Raw genomic sequence first — 16338 nt, forward strand, 5'->3', positions numbered from 1 at the left:
ATGGACGTCACCATCGGGCAACTCCCGTTCTCGCTGCGCACGTACGGCCCCGACGGGCACTGGTCGTACGAGGACGGGGTGCTCACCGGCTGGGCGGGCGCCCGGCAGGACCGCTTCGTGCCCCCGACGGGCGAGGCCCTTGAGCCCGCCTCCGACGCGCCCCGCCTCCTCGGCGCCCCCGAGGGCGACTTCCAGCTGATCGCCCGCGTCACGGTCGGCTTCGCCGCCGCCTTCGACGCGGGCGTGCTGTACCTCCACGTGGGCGAGCGGGAGTGGGCCAAGCTGTGCCTGGAACGCTCCCCGGACGAGCCCACCGTCTGCACGGTCGTCACCCGCGGCCGCTCCGACGACGCCAACGCCTTCGTGGTGGACGGCAGCAGCGTCTGGCTGCGCGTCAGCCGTACGGGCTCGGCGTTCGCGTTCCACGCGTCGACGGACGGCGAGCGGTGGACGTTCGTGCGGATCTTCTCGCTCGGCGACGAGGAGACGGCGGGCGCCGCACTCGTCGGCTTCATGGCGCAGTCACCCGTCGGCGAGGGCTGCGTGGTGACGTACGACCACATCGAGTTCCGCCCCAACTGGCCGCAGGGGCTGCGGGACGGCTCCTAGCTGACCCGGACACCGACGCGGGTGCCGGTGGCCGCCGCGCGTTCGATGGCGTCGAGCAGTCGCTGGCGCCGCAGCGCGTGCGCGAAGTCCGGCACCGGTGCGCCGCTTTCGGCCGGGTCGCTACCCAGCATCCGGGCGTACTGCGCCCCTACGTTGTACGCGGGGAGGCCGCGCACGTCGTCGAGCTCGGGGATGTCGAAGTACCGCTCCGGGAGAGGGAGTTCGCGGGTCGCCGTGTCCGCGCCGCGGGCGCCCCGCACGGTCAGCGCGGCCTGCTGCAGATGGCCGGAGTCCCCGGTGATCACCAGGTCGCCCTCCGTGCCGTTGATCTCCCAGTGGAAGTTCGTGCCCCGGGAGAGGCCGCCACGGAAGTGCGCCGAGACGACGGCTCCCGAGTCGAGGCGCCCGATCACCGCGATCTGGTCGTCGACGGTCATGGCGGCAGGGCGGCCCGTGCCCTCCTCGGTCACGACGGGACGCCGGGTCGCCAGGGTCGCCGAGACCTCGGTGAACTCGCCGAGCACCATGGCGACGGCGTCGACGGTGTGCCCGAAGGGGATGGTCAGCATGGACCCGCCGTTCCGCCGGTCCAGGAGGTACTGCCCGGACGGCTCGAAGACGGGGCCCCAGCGCCGCCCCGACGCGACGAGACTGGTCGACAGGACCTCACCGACGTAACCCCCGGCGACGAGATCGCGGACGAACCGCACGGCGGGCGCCGAGCGGGCCTGCAGCCCCGCGAACGTCCGCACACCCGCCCGCTCCGCGGCCGCCGACAGCTCCTCGGCCTCGGCGAGACCGTTGCCGAGCGGCCACTCCGAGAGCACCGCCTTGCCCGCGCCGAGCGCGCCGAGGATCACCTCGCGGTGCAGCGGCACCCGCACGCTCACCACGACGAGGTCGACCTCGTCGCTGCGGACGAGCTCCGCGGCCGAGCCGAAGGCCAGCGGCACCCCGTACTTCTCACCGGCGGCCCGCGCCGAGGCGTCACTGGAGGCGGCCAGGGCGCGCAGCTCGTATCCGTCGAGGCGGGCCAGCGCGGGGACGTGGGAGTGGGGTGCCCAGCCGCCGCGGGCGGAGAGGCCGACGAGACCGACGCGGACGGGTGCGGTGGTTGCGTTCATGAGCGGGACGGTAGGCGGCAGGCCCTGATCACCCGCAAGGGCGCCAACTATATTTTGGAAACCATGACTGGTCAGAACCGTGAGGACACCCGGAACCGGCACGACATCTACGGCCTGCTCTGCCCCGGCCGCGCGGTCTTCGAGCTGCTCGTCCACAAGTGGACGTCCCTCGCCGTCACCGCCCTGGCGGACGGCCCGCGCCGCTTCGGTGAGCTGCGCCGCAAGCTGGAGGGCGTGAGCCCCAAGGTGCTCACCCAGACCCTGCGCCGCCTGGAGGAGCACGGCCTCGTGACGCGCACCGTCCACGCCGAGGTCCCGCCCCGCGTCGAGTACGAACTGACCGACCTCGGCCGCGGCGCCCTGGAACCCCTCGCCCACCTGCGCACCTGGGTCAGGGCGAACACGGGAAGGTTCACGGCCGCGGAGTCCCTGGCACGGGAATGAGCCGTTTACCCTTGGCGGCGTTCATATGTACTCGAAAGGGCGTGACACATGGCTAGGGCCACTGCGCGACACATCTTGGTCGCAACCGAGGCGGAAGCGCTTCAGCTGAAGGAGCAGATCGAGGGCGGCGCGGATTTCGCCGAGCTGGCCAAGCAGCACTCCTCGTGCCCCTCGTCGAGCGCCGGCGGGAACCTCGGCTCGTTCGGCCCCGGGCAGATGGTGCCCGAGTTCGACCAGGTCGTCTTCTCGGCCCCGGTCGGCGAGGTCCAGGGCCCGGTGAAGACCCAGTTCGGCTCGCACCTCGTCGAGGTCACCAGCCGCCAGGACTGACGCGGTGCACCGGGCTGTGCCGCTGAGGCACGGCCCGGTTCCGGCGCGCCCGCGCCGGGCACTTTCCCCGGGAGTCCCGGGAGGGGAATGAGACGCTTCGGTCGTACGTTGACGGACTGAGCGGAGGCACCCTCCGCACCGAACCGCTTCGTACCGTACGACCTGGAAAGAGCCACACATGCGCGTCGAGATCTGGAGCGACATCGCCTGCCCCTGGTGCTACGTGGGCAAGGCCCGCTTCGAGAAGGCCCTCGCCGCCTTCCCGCACCGTGACGGCGTCGAGGTCGTGCACCGCTCCTTCGAGCTGGACCCCGGCCGCGCCAAGGGCGACACGGGCCTGGTGCTGCCGATGCTCATGGGGAAGTACGGCATGACCGAGGAGCAGGCCCGCGAGGGCGAGCGGCGGCTCGGGGAGAACGCGGCCGCCGAGGGCCTCGACTACCGCACCGAGGGCCGCGACCACGGCAGCACCTTCGACATGCACCGCCTCCTGCACTTCGCCAAGGAGCAGGGCAGGCAGGACGAGCTGATCGGGCTGCTCTACCGCGCGAACTTCGCCGAGGAGCGGTCCGTCTTCACGGACGACGAGCGCGTCGTCGAGCTCGCCGTCGAGGCGGGCCTGGCCGAGAGTGAGGTGCGGGCCGTCCTCGCCGACCCGGAGCGGTACGCCGACGAGGTGCGCGCCGACGAGCGCGAGGCCGCCGAACTGGGCGCCAACGGCGTGCCGTTCTTCGTCCTCGACCGCAAGTACGGCATCTCCGGCGCCCAGCCCGCCGAGGTCTTCACCCAGGCCCTGGAGCAGGCGTGGGGCGAGCGGCCGCCGCTCACCACCCTCGCGCAGGCCGACGGCGGCGACGCGTGCGGGCCCGACGGATGCGCGGTTCCGCAGGCCTGAGCCGCCGCATAGGTTGATCTCCATGGAGTCCATGGAGATCGACAACGGCACCGAATTCGCACCCACTTCGACGTACCTGAACACCGCGAGCTGCGGCCTGCTGCCCCGCCGCGCCGTCGAGGCGGTGTGCGCGCTCGCCGCCGAGAACGGTGAAGGACGGCCGGGCGGCGCGGGCGACTTCGAAGTGGTGGACGCCGCCAGAGCCACCTTCGCGCGGCTCGTCGGGGTCGCGGAGGGCCGCGTGGCGACCGGGAGTTCGGTCGCGGTGCACGCCGGGCTGATCGCCGCCTCGCTGCCGCCCGGCGCCGAAGTCCTCGCTCCCGAGGGCGAGTTCGCGTCCATCGTGAACCCCTTCGTGCTGCGCGGCGACCTCAAGCTGCGGTACGCGCCCCTGGACGAGCTCGCCGCGGCCGTCACCCCGGCCACGGCCCTCGTCTCCTTCTCCGCCGTCCAGTCGGCCGACGGCCGCACCGCCGACCTGCCGGCGGTCCGCGAGGCGGCGGCCGCCCACGGCGCGCGCACCCTCCTCGACGCGACGCAGGCGGCGGGCTGGCTGCCGTTCGACGCGGACGCGTACGACTACACCGTGACCGGCGCCTTCAAGTGGCTGCTGTGCCCGCGCGGCGTGTCGTTCCTGACGGTGCGGGAAGAGGCGCAGGAGTCCCTGCCGCCGCTGCACGGCGGCTGGCTCGCGGCGGCGGACACCTGGAACTCCACCTACGGCCCGCTCACTCGACTCGCCCCGGACGCCCGCCGCTTCGACGAACCGGCCGCCTTCCTCGCCTACCACGGGGCCGCCGCCGCGCTCACCCTCGTCGAGGAGACCGGGATCGACGCGATCCACGCCCACGACACGGCACTCGCCGCCCGCTACCGCGCCGGACTCGCCGCACTGGGCCACACCCCCGTGCCCGGCGACTCGCCCATCGTCTCGGTGCCAGGACTCGCCGACCGCGCCCCCGCACTGACCCGCGCCGGCATCCTCACCTCGGCACGGGCGGGACACCTGCGCACCGCGTTCCACCTCTACAACACCGAGGCGGATGTGGACCGGATCCTCGACGTGCTGTCCGGCTGAGGCCTGGCGCGGCGGGCCGCGGGGCGCCAGGCTTGGCAGTACTACGTGGTCGCGCGGCCGCGCGAGGTGGTGGTGCCGGTGGAGCCGTCCTTCGAGAGGCCGGACACGTCCGACCCGCCGTGCGGCCCCGGCCGCCCGCCCGCCGACGCCGAACTGCACCGGCGGCTGGTCTACGGCGACGAGGCGGCCCTCGCCGAGGTCTACGCCGCGTACGGCATGCTCGTGCACCGCGTCGCGACCCGCGTCACCCGCGACCGGAACGCCGCGGAGGACGTGGCGCAGGAGGTCTTCGCCCACCTGTGGACCAGGCCCTACGCGTTCGACGCGCGCCGCGGCAGCCTGCGCGGCTGGCTCTCGATGCTCGCCCACCGGCGCGCCGTGGACTGGGTGCGCGGCGAGGAACGGCACCGCAAGGCCGCCCACGCCGACGAGACGGCGCTGCGGGCGGTCCCCGCGCAGGGGCCCGCCCCCGACGAGGCCATCCTGGAACAGGAACGCTCCCTGCTCCTGCACTCCGCCCTCGCCCGGCTCCCGCTGCCCCAGCAGCAGGTGGTGCACCTCGCCTACTTCGCGGGCCGCACCTACCGGCAGGCCGCCGTCGAACTCGGCATCCCCGAAGGCACCGCGAAGACCCGCCTGCGCACGGCCCTGCGCACCCTGGCCGAGACCCTCGCGGACCCGCCACCGCCCCTGCGAGGTGAACACCGTTGACCGACGACCACGAAGCGGTACGCGAACTCCTCGGCGCCTGGGCCGTGGACGCCCTCATGCCCACCGACGAGCCCGCCCTCACCCGCCACCTGCGAGAGTGCACCCCCTGCGCCACCGAGGCGGCACGGCTCCGCACCACGGTGCGACACCTGGACGGACCCGCGCTGCCCGGCGGGGTGCCGGAGGGGCCTCTCGGGCGGCAGTCCGCGCCGCCCGGCCCTGCGTCGGACGGCACTCTCGGAAGGAAGCCCGCCCCGCCAGGTCCGGTGCCGGGCGAGACCCCCGGACCGAAGCCCGCCCCGCCCAGCCCGGCACCGGGTGAGGCCCCCGGGCGGCACGGGCTCTCCCTCGCCCTGCGGAGTCGCGCCCCCGCCCTGCGCACCGCCCCGCACGCCGCGCCCTACGCCGCCGCCGTCGCCGGACTCCAGGCACTCCTCGCGGAGTTGGAGGAGCGGGCCCCCTGGGGGACACCCGTCGTGCACGACTGGGACGTCCACGACACCGTCGCCCACCTCATCGCCGCCGACGAGCCGCTCGCCCGCCACCTGGGCCTGCCCGCGCGCGAGCCCGCCCCGCGCGTGCCGGACGGCAGACCGTGGCGTGCCGCATGGGAGGCGCGCACCCGCGAGGTGATCCGCCGCGAACGCACCCGTACGCCCGCGCAGACCGTCTCCGCGTGGCGGGTCCAGGCCGCCGGGCTGCTCTCCTCCCGCGCCGCCCACGACCCCGAACTCGCCGCCCGCGCCACGGTGCTGGCCGGGGTGCGCCTGCCCGTCGCCGACCACTTCCTGTCCCGCGCCTTCGAGACCTGGGTGCACGCCGACGACATAGGCGTCGCACTCGACCGCGCCGTGCCCCCACCACCCTCCCCCCACCTGTGGCAGCTGGTACGCCTCGCCGTCCGCATCCTCGGCCCGGCCCTGGGCCCCAAGTCCCCACCCGTCGCCCTCACCGTCACCGGGGACGGCGGGGAGACGGAGTGGGTACTGGGCAGCTCGGACGACCCGGTACGCGCCGAACTCGTCCTGACGCCCGTCGACTTCTGCCTCCTGGTAGGCGGCCGCCGCACCCCGGACCAGCTCCCCCGTGGCACATCGGGCGACGAATCCGCAATCCACCACATCCTGACCAGGGCGTCCTCACTGGCGTGGCTATAGCTGCGCTCCGGGAGGGGCCGGGGGGTCGTGCCCTGTCAGGGGCGCGGGGAACTGCGCGCTCAGCCCCCTCCCACCCGCAGCCGGGCCTGCGGCGACAAGCTCCACGGCGCGGGCGGCGGGACAACGGGGCTCCGGCCCGGCCGGGCAGGACCGGTCCGGAGGTCGTGCGGGGCTAGCCCCGAGCCCTGCGCTCGGGGCAGTCCTCCGTCTCCTTGCACAGGTTCGTCTCCACCTTGGCGAGCAGCCGGAGAAGGTCCGCGCACTCCGTCTCGTCCAGGCCGGCCAGCGTGTGGCCCTCCAGCTCGCCCCACGCGCGCTCCACCTGGGCGAGCAGCCCGCAGCTCGCCGCGCTGGCCTCGACGAGCACGGCCCGCCGGTCGGCCGGGTCGGGGCGCCGCCGCACGTGCCCGGCCTGCTCCAGGCGCTGCAGCATCTTCGTGACCGTGGACGGGTCGAGGTCGACCGCCTTGATCAGCTCGGACTGCCGCACCGGACCCGCGTCCCACAGGTGCATCATCACGAACTCCTGGCCGGGGTAGAGGCCGAGCCCCTTGAGGGCCTTGCCCGCGGCGATGCGGTGCAGCCGGGCCACCCGGCTGACGGCGAGACTGACGGGCCCCGCCTCGGCGACGCCCGATGCCCCGGGCGTACAGACGGGGTCGGCCGAGGGGGCCTGCACGGTGTCGGCCTTCATCACGAGCTCCTGTTGTAGACGTCTTCGAAAACTTTACCTTGGTCGGCCAAGGAATGGGCTACAGTGACTCTCGGCGCGAATCATTGGCCGACCACATAAAACACGGCACAACCCAGCCCGGGAGTTCTGATGACCACCGCATTCGACCCGATCGACCTGTCCGGCGTGCAGCTCGGCAACCGCATCGCCATGGCCCCCATGACCCGCAGCCGCGCCGGTGACGGCGGTGTCGCCACCGAGCTGACCGCCGAGTACTACGCCCAGCGCGCCTCCGCAGGCCTGATCATCACCGAGGGCATCCAGCCTTCTGTGGTCGGCCAGGGATACCCGGACACCCCGGGCCTGCACTCCACCGAGCAGGTCGCCGCCTGGCGCAAGGTGACCGACGCCGTGCACGCGGCGGGCGGCACGATCTTCGCCCAGCTCATGCACACCGGCCGCGTCGGCCACCCCGTGCTGCTGCCCGACGGCCTGACCAACGTCGCCCCGTCGCCGGTCGCCGCCGCGGGGCAGGTCTACACCGCCGAGGGCCCCAAGGACTTCATCGCCCCGCGCGAGCTGACCGGCGCCGAGATCCGCGCCACCATCGACGACTTCGTCACCGCCGCGCGCAACGCGATCGACGCGGGCTTCGACGGCGTCGAACTGCACGGTGCCAACGGCTATCTGATCCACCAGTTCCTCGCGCCCGGCTCCAACCGCCGCACCGACGAGTGGGGCGGCCCGGTCGAGAACCGCATCCGCTTCGCCGTCGAGGTCGCCTCGGCCGTCGCCGCCGAGATCGGCGCCGCCCGCACCGGCTTCCGCGTCTCGCCCGGCAACCCCTTCAACGACATCTCCGAGCCCGACCCGGAGCCGACGTACACCGCCCTGGCGAAGGAGCTGGCCGCGCTCGACCTCGCCTATCTGCACGTCGCGGAGGTGGGCGACGTCCGCGAGCTCACCGTACGGCTGCGCCGGGACTTCGGCGGCACGTTCCTCCTGAACCCGCACACCGAAGGTCCCACCAGCCACGACGCGCTCGCCCTGATCGAGGACGGCACCACGGATCTCGTCACGTTCGGGGCGCTCTTCCTCGCCAACCCCGACCTGCCGGCCCGCCTGAGGACCGGGGGCCCGTACAACACGCCGGACCGGGGCACCTTCTACGGCGGCACCGAGAAGGGCTACACGGACTACCTGCCGCTGTAGGAGCGTGGGACGCACGTACGGCGAGCCGGCCCGGCACCCACGGGGGGTACCGGGCCGGCTCGCCGTCAGCGGCGGGTCACCTCACCGGCGTGAAGTCCCGCGCCCCGATGTACTCGGGCCGGCGCACCGGCGCCGAGAACGGCTCCACCGCCGTGTTCTCCACGCTGTTGAACACGATGAAGACGTTGCTGCGCGGGTACGGGGTGATGTTGTCCCCCGAGCCGTGCATGGCGTTGCAGTCGAACCACGTCGCCGAACCGGCCTCGCCCGTGAACAGGCGGATGCCGTAGTCGGACGCGAGGTGCGTGAGCGTCTCGTTCGACGGGATGCCCGCGTCCTGCATCTGCAGCGACCGCTTGTAGTTGTCCTTCGGCGTGGCGCCCGCGCAGCCGAGGAACGTCTTGTGCGACCCCGGCATGATCATCAGGCCGCCGTTGGTGTCGTGGTTCTTCGTCAGCGCGATGGACACCGACACGGTCCGCATGTTCGGCAGGCCGTCCTCCGCGTGCCAGGTCTCGAAGTCCGAGTGCCAGTAGAACCCGGAGGCGCCGAAGCCCGGCTTCACATTGATCCGGGACTGGTGGACGTACACGTCCGAGCCGAGGATCTGCCGGGCCCTGCCGACGACCCGCGGGTCCGCCGCCAGCTTGCCGAAGAGCTCACTGATCTTGTGCACCTCGAAGATCGACCGGATCTCCTGGGAGCGCGGCTCGACGATGGAGCGCTCGTTCGCGCGCATCGCCGGGTCGTTCATCAGCCGCTCCAACTCGGCGTGGTACACGGCCACTTCGTCCGGGGTGATCAACTGGTCGATCGCCAGGAAACCGTCCCGCTCGAACCCCGCCAGGTCCCCGGGCGTGATCGGCCCTGCCGCACCCGGCTCGGACCACACCACGGGGTCCTTGCGTTCGATGAGCACCTCTTCGGCGCCTCGGGTCGGGTACAGGTCGCTGGTGCGTTCGGGTGCGGTGGTCATGGTGTTGCCTGCCTCTCCTCTCGTACGGCCCTGTTCGGGATGTAGGTCGTGGTCAGACCGCGTCCGGCTCCGTGAGCAGCGGGTACACGCCGTTCTCGTCGTGGTCCTCGCGACCGGTGACGGGCGGGTTGAAGACACACAGGCAGTGGAAGTCTTCCTTGATCCGCATGGTGTGCTTCTCGTGCCCGTCGAGCAGGTACATCGTGCCCGGCGTGATCGTGTACTTCTCGCCGGTCGTGTCGTCGGTCAGCTCCGCCTCCCCCTTGGTGCAGACGACGGCCTCGATGTGGTTGGCGTACCACATCGACGTCTCCGTACCCGCGTACAGGATGGTCTCGTGCAGCGAGAAGCCGACGCGCTCCTTGGCGAGAACGATGCGCTTGCTCTCCCAGGTGCCCGAAGCGGCCTTCACATGCCGGTCGGTGCCTTCAATGTCCTTGAACGAACGGACGATCACGGTGAGTTGGTTCCTTTTCTCTTACGGTGCCGGGGCTCGGTAGCGCGCTCGGTCAGGCGGTCTCGCGGACCGCGCGGGCCAGCGTGCGCAGCCCCTCGTCCAGCTCGTCGGGGGTGATCGTCAGCGCCGGAAGGAGCTTGACGACCTCGCCCTCGGGGCCGGAGGTCTCGATGAGCAGGCCCAGTTCGAAGGCCCGCTTCGCCACGGCGCTCGCGCGGTCCTTGTCCAGGAACTCGATGCCCCAGACGAGGCCGCGGCCGCGGAACTCCTTGATCTCGGCGCGGTTCTCCTCGACGATCGCGGTGAGCACCTGCTCGACCTGCTCGCCGCGGGCGCGGGTCTGCTTCTCCATCGCCGAGCCGTCGGCCCAGTAGGCCTCAAGGGCGGCGGCGGCCGTCACGAACGCCGGGTTGTTGCCGCGGAACGTGCCGTTGTGCTCGCCCGGCTCCCACACGTCGAGCTCCGGCTTGAACATGCAGAGCGACATGGGCAGGCCGTAGCCGCTGATGGACTTGGACACGGTCACGATGTCCGGCGTGATGCCCGCCTCCTCGAAGGAGAAGAAGGCACCGGTGCGGCCGCAGCCCATCTGGATGTCGTCGACGATCAGGAGCATGTCCCAGCGCTCGCACACGTCGGCGAGCTTGCGCAGCCACTCGGCGCGGGCGACGTTGATGCCGCCCTCGCCCTGCACCGTCTCGACGATGACGGCGGCGGGCTGGTTGAGGCCGGAGCCCTGGTCCTCAAGGAGCCGCTCGAACCAGATGAAGTCGGGGGTCTGCCCGTCGAGGTAGTTGTCGAACGGCATCGGCGTGCCGTGCACCAGCGGGATGCCGGCGCCCGCCCGCTTGAAGGCGTTGCCGGTCACGGCGAGCGAGCCGAGCGACATGCCGTGGAAGGCGTTCGTGAACGACACGATCGACTCGCGGCCCTTGACCTTGCGGGCCAGCTTCAGCGCCGACTCCACGGCGTTGGTGCCCGTCGGGCCCGGGAACATGACCTTGTACGGCAGGTCGCGCGGGCGCAGGATGATGTTCTGGAAGGTTTCGAGGAAGGCGCGCTTCGCGGTCGTCGACATGTCGAGACCGTGCGTGACGCCGTCCCGCTCGATGTAGTCGATGAGTGCGCGTTTCAGCACCGGGTTGTTGTGCCCGTAGTTGAGCGAACCGGCGCCGGCGAAGAAGTCGAGGTACTCGTGGCCGTCCTCGTCGTACATGCGGCTGCCCTGCGCGCGGTCGAAGACCGTAGGCCAACCGCGGCAGTAGCTGCGCACCTCCGACTCCAGGGTCTCGAAGACGCTCAGGTCGGGCTGGGTGATGGTCACAGCAGATCTCCTGGGAGATGGAAAGACGTGGGAGGTGGGGGGAGTTACGGGTGTTGCGTGGTGCCGGTGAAGCACGTGGGGGAGGCGAGGGGGCTCAGTAGCCGAGCGGACCGATGCGGTACAGGACCTCGGGCTCGTGCCCGCCGTCGGGGAAGAGCCCCGCGTCGAACAGGACCGTCCGCTCCAGGGACGCGCCGTGGCGTGCCGCGTAGGAGGTGAAGAGCCGTTCGGACGCGGTGTTCCCGGGCGTGATGGTCGTCTCCACCGCGGTCAGCGCACGTCCGGCGGCGACCTTCGAGGTGAGCCCGTCGAGCAGGGCGCCGGCCAGACCGCGGCCGCGCTGCGCGTGGTCGACGGCGACCTGCCAGACCACCAGGGTGTTCGGCCGCTCGGGCCGGACGTACCCGGTGATGAAGCCGACCGGCTCCCCGTCGGCGTCCCGGGCCACGACGGACGTGGCGGCGAAGTCGCGGCACCAGAGCAGATAGCTGTACGAGGAGTTGAGGTCGAGCACCTTGGAGTCACGGGCGATCCGCCAGATGGCGGCGCCGTCGGCGACAACGGGACTGTCGAGTCGCAGCCCCTCCGGCATTTTCAGGAATTTCGCTTGCAGGTCGGTCGGTAGATCGGCTTGTGCAGCGGTCATGCGGATTGAATTTACCGAGCAATTTCTGGAATTGCATCGGGGGAAGGGGTTACATGAGAGCGCTTCATGTGTTATCACGCGGGGGCGTGCGCCCGCATGAGATGGCGCCGCTTTGGGGTAGTTTGGCCCGGATTTAGGGCGCAAAACGGACGCATTGTGGAGTACGTCACACAGATGTAACCCCATGGAGACGCGTCCGAATTACGGTGGTTGGTGCTGTCGAAACCTTAGTGTTTAGGTCTCCGGAAAGCGGGCAGAAGAATACGGGAAGCTGTGCTTGACGAGTTTATAAATAATTCGTGAGAACGTGCGCGGGAATTCAAAGAGGGCGGCAAAGGAGCGGAGCGGTGGATTCACGATCCGGTGAGCCCGTCGATGCGCTCCCTGAGGAGATCGGCGTGGCCGTTGTGCCGGGCGTACTCCTCGATGAGGTGGACGAGTATCCAGCGCAGGCTGACGACGTCCTCGCCGCCCATGACGGCCGCCTCCTCCGCGCCGAGCCGCCCCGTGTCGTCGAGCGAGCGCCCCGCGCAGAGCTCCCGGGCCACGGCGACCTCGCGCTCCCACACCGCGAGCACCTCGGCGAACGTCCTCGACCGGTCGAGCACGAAACCACTGCGGTCCCCGTAGAGCGGCTCGACGTCGCGCCGCGCGAACACCCGCTGGAACCAGTGCCGTTCGACCTCGGCGAGGTGCTGCACGAGACCGAACAGCGAGAGCGACGACGGCTCGACAGCCGTGCGCAGCGCCTGCTCGTCGCCGAGCCCCGCACACTTCAGCGCCAGGGTGGCGCGGTGAATGTCGAGCCAACTCACCAGCATGGTGGGCTCGTCGGCGGTCAGAGCTGGAATGCGGCGGCCGTCCGGGAGCGTGGTCATGGCATGCACGTTGCCATGGGGCGCGTGCACATGGCCATGGGGCGTATGCGGATGGCCGCAGGGGTTTTGTGGGGTGCGGCGCGGAATGCGTCCGGCGCCGCACGGGTTCCGCGCGGGATGCGCGAGCTCCGCGCGGTGCCGGACGGGACGTGTGCGGCGCCGCGCGGGCTGCGTGCCGTGTCGCGGGGTTACGTGCTTTCGTGCGGGCGTGGGTGCGGGCCCGCCTGGGCGGGGAGCGTCAGCTCCAGGCGTCCGTCACCGCGCGGCGGGCCGCCTCCAGGTCGACCGCGAGGCCGGCCTCGCCCATCACGGCGCCCAGGGCGGCGATGCAGGCGTGCACCACACCGCGGGTCGCGTCCGGGCCGTAGTGGTTGACCCTGATCATCTCCTTGGCGAGCGCCCCGCCCCCGGCGACCAGCGGAAGCACCGGGTCCGCGGCGAGCGCCCTGGCCACCAGGTCCGAGGCGTCGACGCCCGAGGGCGCGCGCAGGGTGGTGGCGACCGGTGCCGCGTCCGCGGCCTCGTGCACGTACGGCTCCAGGCCTCCGCCCAGCGCGAGCGCCCCCGCGCGGGTGGCGGCGGCAGCGGTGGCGTGCCGCGCCATGAGGGCGTCGAGGCCCTCCGACTCGATGCGCTCCACGCACGCTTCGAGCGCGAGCATCTCCAGCTGGGCCGGCGCGTGCAGCAGCGCCTTCCTGCCGCCGTCGATCCAGCGCTCCTTCCAGTCCAGGAGCGAGAGGTAGGAGCGGCGCGGCGCCTGCGGATTGGCGGCGATGCGCTGCCAGGCCCGCTCGCTCACGGACACCGCGGAGACACCCGCGGGACCGCCCATCGCCTTCTGCGCGCCGATCACGCACAGGTCGACGCCCCACGCGTCCGGCAGCAGCGGCTCGGCGGCCACCGAGGCGACCGCGTCCAGCATGAACAGCGCGCCGTGCTCGCGCACGACCTCACCGATCTCCGCGACCGGGTTGGTGTTGCCGGTCGCCGCCTCGGCGTGCACCAGCGAGACGAAGTCGATCTCCGGGTGCTCGGCGAACGCCCGGCGCACCTGGTCGGCCGTGACGGCGGTGTGGAACGGCACGGCGAGGTCGACGACGGTCGCGCCGCAGTCCCGCAGCCAGTTCCCGAAGGTCTGACCGTACGGCCCCGTGATCACGTTCAGCGCGGTCGTGCCCGGCCGCGCGGCGCCCCTGATGCAGCCCTCCAGGGGCAGCAGCGCCTCGCCCTGCATGATCACGACGTCCTGCTCCGTGTCGAGCAGGCGGGCCACCCGCGCCTCGATGGCGGCGAAGTGCTGGGCGCTCAGCGGCGCCAGGTCCAGAAAGGGGTGCGTCACAGTACTGCTCACGTCACTGCTCACTTCGCTCACGAGTTCGTTCGGGCTGCGGTACCGAGCGTACCGGCCGCCTTTTAGGCTGCTGCTCATGAGCGATCACGCGGTGCTGCACGTGAAGGGGCGGGTGCTCGTCGGGCCCGATGACGTACGGGACGAGCTGTGGGTGGTCGGGGGGAGGGTGACGTACGACCGGCCCGTCGGGGCGGCGGCGGACGACGTCCGTACGGTCGAGGGCTGGACGCTGCCCGGCCTGGTCGACGCGCACTGCCACGTCGGCCTCGACGCGCACGGGCCCGTCGACGCGGAGACCGCCGAGAAGCAGGCACTGACCGACCGCGAGATCGGCGCCCTGCTGCTGCGCGACGCGGGCTCACCCTCGGACACCCGCTGGATCGACGACCGCGAGGACCTGCCCAAGATCATCCGGGCGGGCCGCCACATCGCGCGCACGCGCCGCTACATCCGCAACTACGCCCACGAGATCGAGCCCGAGGACCTCGTCGAGTACGTCGCACGGGAGGCGCGGCGCGGCGACGGCTGGGTCAAGCTCGTCGGCGACTGGATCGACCGCGAGGTCGGCGATCTGACGGCGTGCTGGCCCCGCGATGCGGTGGCGGCGGCGATCGCGGAGGCGCACCGGCTCGGCGCCCGCGTCACGGCCCACTGCTTCGCCGAGGACTCCCTGCGCGATCTGGTCGAGGCGGGCATCGACTGCATCGAGCACGCCACCGGCCTGACCGAGGAGACCATCCCGCTCTTCGCCGAGCGCGGCGTCGCGATCGTCCCCACGCTCGTCAACATCGCCACGTTCCCGGACCTCGCCGCGGGCGGCGAGGCGAAGTTCCCGCGCTGGTCGGGACATATGCGGCGGCTGTACGAGCGTCGCTACGACACGGTGCGCGCCGCGTACGACGCGGGCGTCCCGGTCTACGCGGGCACCGATGCCGGCGGCTCCCTCGCCCACGGTCTGGTCGCCGAGGAGATCGTCGAACTCACCCGCGCGGGCATCCCGGCGGTCGACGCGCTCTCCGCGACGACCTGGGGTGCGCGGGAGTGGCTGGGGCGCCCGGGTCTCGCGGAGGGCGCGCCGGCGGACCTGGTGGTGTACGAGGCGGATCCGCGGGCGGACGTGCGGGTGCTGGGGGCGCCGCGGAGGGTGGTGCTGAACGGGAGGGTGGTGGGTTGACCTGGGCGTTACGCGTGCTCGGGTGGCTCGTTGGAGTCGCCTCGGCGGGGCGGTCGCGTCAACTCCCGTGGGTGAGGGGTGTGGTGGGCGGGTGATGCTCGGGTGGTTCGGGGGAACGTGCGTGCCGGGAGATTCGAATGCAAGGGCGGATTGTGCCCTTTGGAGTGAACTCACGTCGGGTTGCTGTTCATTCACTCTAAGTGCGTAAAGATTCCCGCGTCGTCCCCCGTCCCAGCGGGACGACGCCATCGGCGCGCACGTGATGTCCCCATGTGGCGTGCGCCGCCGGTGGCCCGCATCCTCTTGTGGGGGTTCCACCACCTTGAACAGCAACACCTTCCGCACGCCTGCCCGCCGCCTCTCCGTCGTCGCCGTCACCACCGCGCTCGCCGCCGGGCCCGCGGCGCTCGCCGGCGCGGGAACCGCGCAGGCCACGGGCGGCGACAGCCACCGGGGCGGGCGCGCCGACGCCGTCGTGCTGCGCACCGGCCTGAACGTCTCCCTGCTCAACAAGACCCTGAACGTCCCGCTCAAGGTCGCCCTCAACGAGGTGCAGGCGCCCGCGAACGCCGAGAAGACCACGCTCACCGCCCAGCTGGACGGGGTCGACGGCGGGCGCCCCTTCAGCGTGCTCCGCGCCGACGTGGCCACGGCGAAGGCGACCGTGCGGGGCGGCACGGCGGAGGGGTACAGCAACGTCGCGCGGGCGAAGATGCATGTGCCGGGGCTGCCGCTGCTCTCCCTCGTCGAGGTCGAGAAAGTCACGTCGAAGGCGGTCTGCGCGGCGGGTAAGCGGCCGGTCGCCGAATCGAATCTGCTGGGCGGCGTGACCGTGCTCGGCAAGAAGGTCACGCTGACGGCGCGGGGGACGACCGAGGTGAAGGTGCCGGGGGTCGGCGAGGTACGGCTCGACCTGTCCAAGACCCACACGACATCACGGACCGCCGCGGCCTCCGCACTGGAACTCACGGTCTCCGTGAACCCCCTGAAGCTGAACGTCGCGGAGGTCACGGGCACGGTGCGGCTGGCCGGAGCGGGGTGCGAGACGCCGTCGCCCGTACCGCCGAAGGACGCCGGGGAGAAGCCGCAGGGTGAGCCGGGGGAGCGGGTGGAATCGGCGAAGCCGACGAAGCCGACGAAGCCGGCAACGGAAGCGAACCTGGCGGAGACGGGTGGCAGTTCCATGACGCCGTACGTGGCGGGCGGAGCGGTGGCGCTGCTGGCGGCGGGCGGAGGAGCGGTGACGTTCAGCCGCCGCAACCGGGGGTAGCGGCGCGGCGGGGCTGCGGGGGGCGCCTT

General features: G+C 72.0%; 18 protein-coding genes. 10 read left to right on the top strand and 8 right to left on the bottom strand.

Annotated elements, in window-relative coordinates:
* Window positions 1-609 carry a DUF1349 domain-containing protein gene (locus tag AB0H82_RS26655; RefSeq protein WP_362996926.1) on the top strand — a complete coding sequence of 203 codons (609 nt, stop codon included), beginning with the start codon at window positions 1-3 and terminating at the stop codon, window positions 607-609.
* Here the strand turns inward: AB0H82_RS26655 and AB0H82_RS26660 are convergent.
* A complete protein-coding gene (locus tag AB0H82_RS26660; RefSeq protein ID WP_362996928.1) occupies window positions 606-1733 on the bottom strand; it encodes a Gfo/Idh/MocA family oxidoreductase in 1128 nt (375 codons plus the stop codon). The genes AB0H82_RS26655 and AB0H82_RS26660 overlap by 4 nt on opposite strands.
* Before the next feature lie 63 nt (window positions 1734-1796).
* Between AB0H82_RS26660 and AB0H82_RS26665 the strand changes: the two genes are divergently transcribed.
* From AB0H82_RS26665 to AB0H82_RS26690, 6 genes are all read left to right on the top strand, one after another.
* Window positions 1797-2177: a helix-turn-helix domain-containing protein gene (locus AB0H82_RS26665; protein ID WP_362996930.1), complete on the top strand. Its 381-nt coding sequence runs from the start codon at window positions 1797-1799 to the stop codon at window positions 2175-2177.
* Window positions 2178-2225: 48 nt separating this feature from the next.
* Window positions 2226-2507 (top strand): peptidylprolyl isomerase, encoded by a 282-nt coding sequence (locus AB0H82_RS26670; protein ID WP_362996932.1) that lies wholly within the window; start codon window positions 2226-2228, stop codon window positions 2505-2507.
* A 178-nt stretch (window positions 2508-2685) separates the two neighbouring features.
* Window positions 2686-3402 (top strand): DsbA family oxidoreductase, encoded by a 717-nt coding sequence (locus AB0H82_RS26675; RefSeq protein ID WP_362996934.1) that lies wholly within the window; start codon window positions 2686-2688, stop codon window positions 3400-3402.
* Between the two features lie 31 nt (window positions 3403-3433).
* Window positions 3434-4480 carry an aminotransferase class V-fold PLP-dependent enzyme gene (locus AB0H82_RS26680; RefSeq protein ID WP_362997097.1) on the top strand — a complete coding sequence of 349 codons (1047 nt, stop codon included), beginning with the start codon at window positions 3434-3436 and terminating at the stop codon, window positions 4478-4480.
* 153 nt (window positions 4481-4633) lie between these two features.
* Window positions 4634-5191: a sigma-70 family RNA polymerase sigma factor gene (locus tag AB0H82_RS26685; RefSeq protein ID WP_362997099.1), complete on the top strand. Its 558-nt coding sequence runs from the start codon at window positions 4634-4636 to the stop codon at window positions 5189-5191.
* Window positions 5188-6348 carry a maleylpyruvate isomerase family mycothiol-dependent enzyme gene (locus tag AB0H82_RS26690; RefSeq protein WP_362996936.1) on the top strand — a complete coding sequence of 387 codons (1161 nt, stop codon included), beginning with the start codon at window positions 5188-5190 and terminating at the stop codon, window positions 6346-6348. The genes AB0H82_RS26685 and AB0H82_RS26690 overlap by 4 nt, the downstream gene beginning before the upstream one ends.
* A gap of 172 nt (window positions 6349-6520) precedes the next feature.
* Here the strand turns inward: AB0H82_RS26690 and AB0H82_RS26695 are convergent, their stop codons facing one another.
* Window positions 6521-7042 carry a MarR family winged helix-turn-helix transcriptional regulator gene (locus tag AB0H82_RS26695; RefSeq protein ID WP_362996938.1) on the bottom strand — a complete coding sequence of 174 codons (522 nt, stop codon included), beginning with the start codon at window positions 7040-7042 and terminating at the stop codon, window positions 6521-6523.
* Window positions 7043-7171: 129 nt separating this feature from the next.
* Between AB0H82_RS26695 and AB0H82_RS26700 the strand changes: the two genes are divergently transcribed.
* On the top strand, window positions 7172-8233 hold the full coding sequence (locus AB0H82_RS26700; RefSeq protein WP_362996940.1) for an alkene reductase: 1062 nt from the start codon (window positions 7172-7174) through the stop codon (window positions 8231-8233).
* A 76-nt stretch (window positions 8234-8309) separates the two neighbouring features.
* Here AB0H82_RS26700 and thpD read toward each other — a convergent pair whose 3' ends face one another.
* From thpD to AB0H82_RS26730, 6 genes are all read right to left on the bottom strand, one after another.
* Window positions 8310-9209 carry an ectoine hydroxylase gene (thpD, locus tag AB0H82_RS26705; RefSeq protein ID WP_362996942.1) on the bottom strand — a complete coding sequence of 300 codons (900 nt, stop codon included), beginning with the start codon at window positions 9207-9209 and terminating at the stop codon, window positions 8310-8312.
* A 52-nt stretch (window positions 9210-9261) separates the two neighbouring features.
* The gene (locus tag AB0H82_RS26710; RefSeq protein WP_362996944.1) at window positions 9262-9666 is read right to left on the bottom strand and encodes an ectoine synthase; all 405 of its coding nucleotides are present in this window, start codon (window positions 9664-9666) and stop codon (window positions 9262-9264) included.
* A 52-nt stretch (window positions 9667-9718) separates the two neighbouring features.
* On the bottom strand, window positions 9719-10990 hold the full coding sequence (gene ectB / locus AB0H82_RS26715; RefSeq protein WP_362996946.1) for a diaminobutyrate--2-oxoglutarate transaminase: 1272 nt from the start codon (window positions 10988-10990) through the stop codon (window positions 9719-9721).
* A 94-nt stretch (window positions 10991-11084) separates the two neighbouring features.
* Entirely contained in the window at window positions 11085-11636 is a 552-nt protein-coding gene (ectA, locus tag AB0H82_RS26720) for a diaminobutyrate acetyltransferase (RefSeq protein WP_362996948.1), read from the bottom strand.
* Between the two features lie 353 nt (window positions 11637-11989).
* Window positions 11990-12514: a DinB family protein gene (locus AB0H82_RS26725; RefSeq protein ID WP_362996950.1), complete on the bottom strand. Its 525-nt coding sequence runs from the start codon at window positions 12512-12514 to the stop codon at window positions 11990-11992.
* Window positions 12515-12752: 238 nt separating this feature from the next.
* Window positions 12753-13853: an aminotransferase class V-fold PLP-dependent enzyme gene (locus AB0H82_RS26730; RefSeq protein WP_362997101.1), complete on the bottom strand. Its 1101-nt coding sequence runs from the start codon at window positions 13851-13853 to the stop codon at window positions 12753-12755.
* Between the two features lie 88 nt (window positions 13854-13941).
* On the opposite strand from AB0H82_RS26730, the gene AB0H82_RS26735 reads away from it, so the two are divergent.
* A complete protein-coding gene (locus AB0H82_RS26735; protein ID WP_362996952.1) occupies window positions 13942-15039 on the top strand; it encodes an amidohydrolase family protein in 1098 nt (365 codons plus the stop codon).
* A 322-nt stretch (window positions 15040-15361) separates the two neighbouring features.
* Window positions 15362-16309, top strand: coding sequence for an SCO1860 family LAETG-anchored protein (locus AB0H82_RS26740; protein ID WP_362996954.1), 948 nt, complete (start codon window positions 15362-15364; stop codon window positions 16307-16309).
* The last annotated feature ends 29 nt before the right edge of the window (window positions 16310-16338 follow it).

It is taken from the genome of Streptomyces sp. NPDC050732 (assembly GCF_040654255.1).
Classification (GTDB): domain Bacteria; phylum Actinomycetota; class Actinomycetes; order Streptomycetales; family Streptomycetaceae; genus Streptomyces.

Bases quoted from the DNA above. Each gene is read 5' to 3' on its own strand.
- AB0H82_RS26680 (WP_362997097.1), top strand. From the start codon at position 3,434: ATGGAGATCGACAACGGCACCGAATTCGCACCCACTTCGACGTACCTG.
- AB0H82_RS26675 (WP_362996934.1), top strand. From the start codon at position 2,686: ATGCGCGTCGAGATCTGGAGCGACATCGCCTGCCCCTGGTGCTACGTG.
- AB0H82_RS26670 (WP_362996932.1), top strand. From the start codon at position 2,226: ATGGCTAGGGCCACTGCGCGACACATCTTGGTCGCAACCGAGGCGGAA.
- AB0H82_RS26725 (WP_362996950.1), bottom strand. From the start codon at position 12,514: ATGACCACGCTCCCGGACGGCCGCCGCATTCCAGCTCTGACCGCCGAC.
- ectA (WP_362996948.1), bottom strand. From the start codon at position 11,636: ATGACCGCTGCACAAGCCGATCTACCGACCGACCTGCAAGCGAAATTC.
- AB0H82_RS26735 (WP_362996952.1), top strand. From the start codon at position 13,942: ATGAGCGATCACGCGGTGCTGCACGTGAAGGGGCGGGTGCTCGTCGGG.
- AB0H82_RS26695 (WP_362996938.1), bottom strand. From the start codon at position 7,042: ATGAAGGCCGACACCGTGCAGGCCCCCTCGGCCGACCCCGTCTGTACG.
- AB0H82_RS26660 (WP_362996928.1), bottom strand. From the start codon at position 1,733: ATGAACGCAACCACCGCACCCGTCCGCGTCGGTCTCGTCGGCCTCTCC.
- AB0H82_RS26700 (WP_362996940.1), top strand. From the start codon at position 7,172: ATGACCACCGCATTCGACCCGATCGACCTGTCCGGCGTGCAGCTCGGC.
- thpD (WP_362996942.1), bottom strand. From the start codon at position 9,209: ATGACCACCGCACCCGAACGCACCAGCGACCTGTACCCGACCCGAGGC.
- AB0H82_RS26655 (WP_362996926.1), top strand. From the start codon at position 1: ATGGACGTCACCATCGGGCAACTCCCGTTCTCGCTGCGCACGTACGGC.
- AB0H82_RS26665 (WP_362996930.1), top strand. From the start codon at position 1,797: ATGACTGGTCAGAACCGTGAGGACACCCGGAACCGGCACGACATCTAC.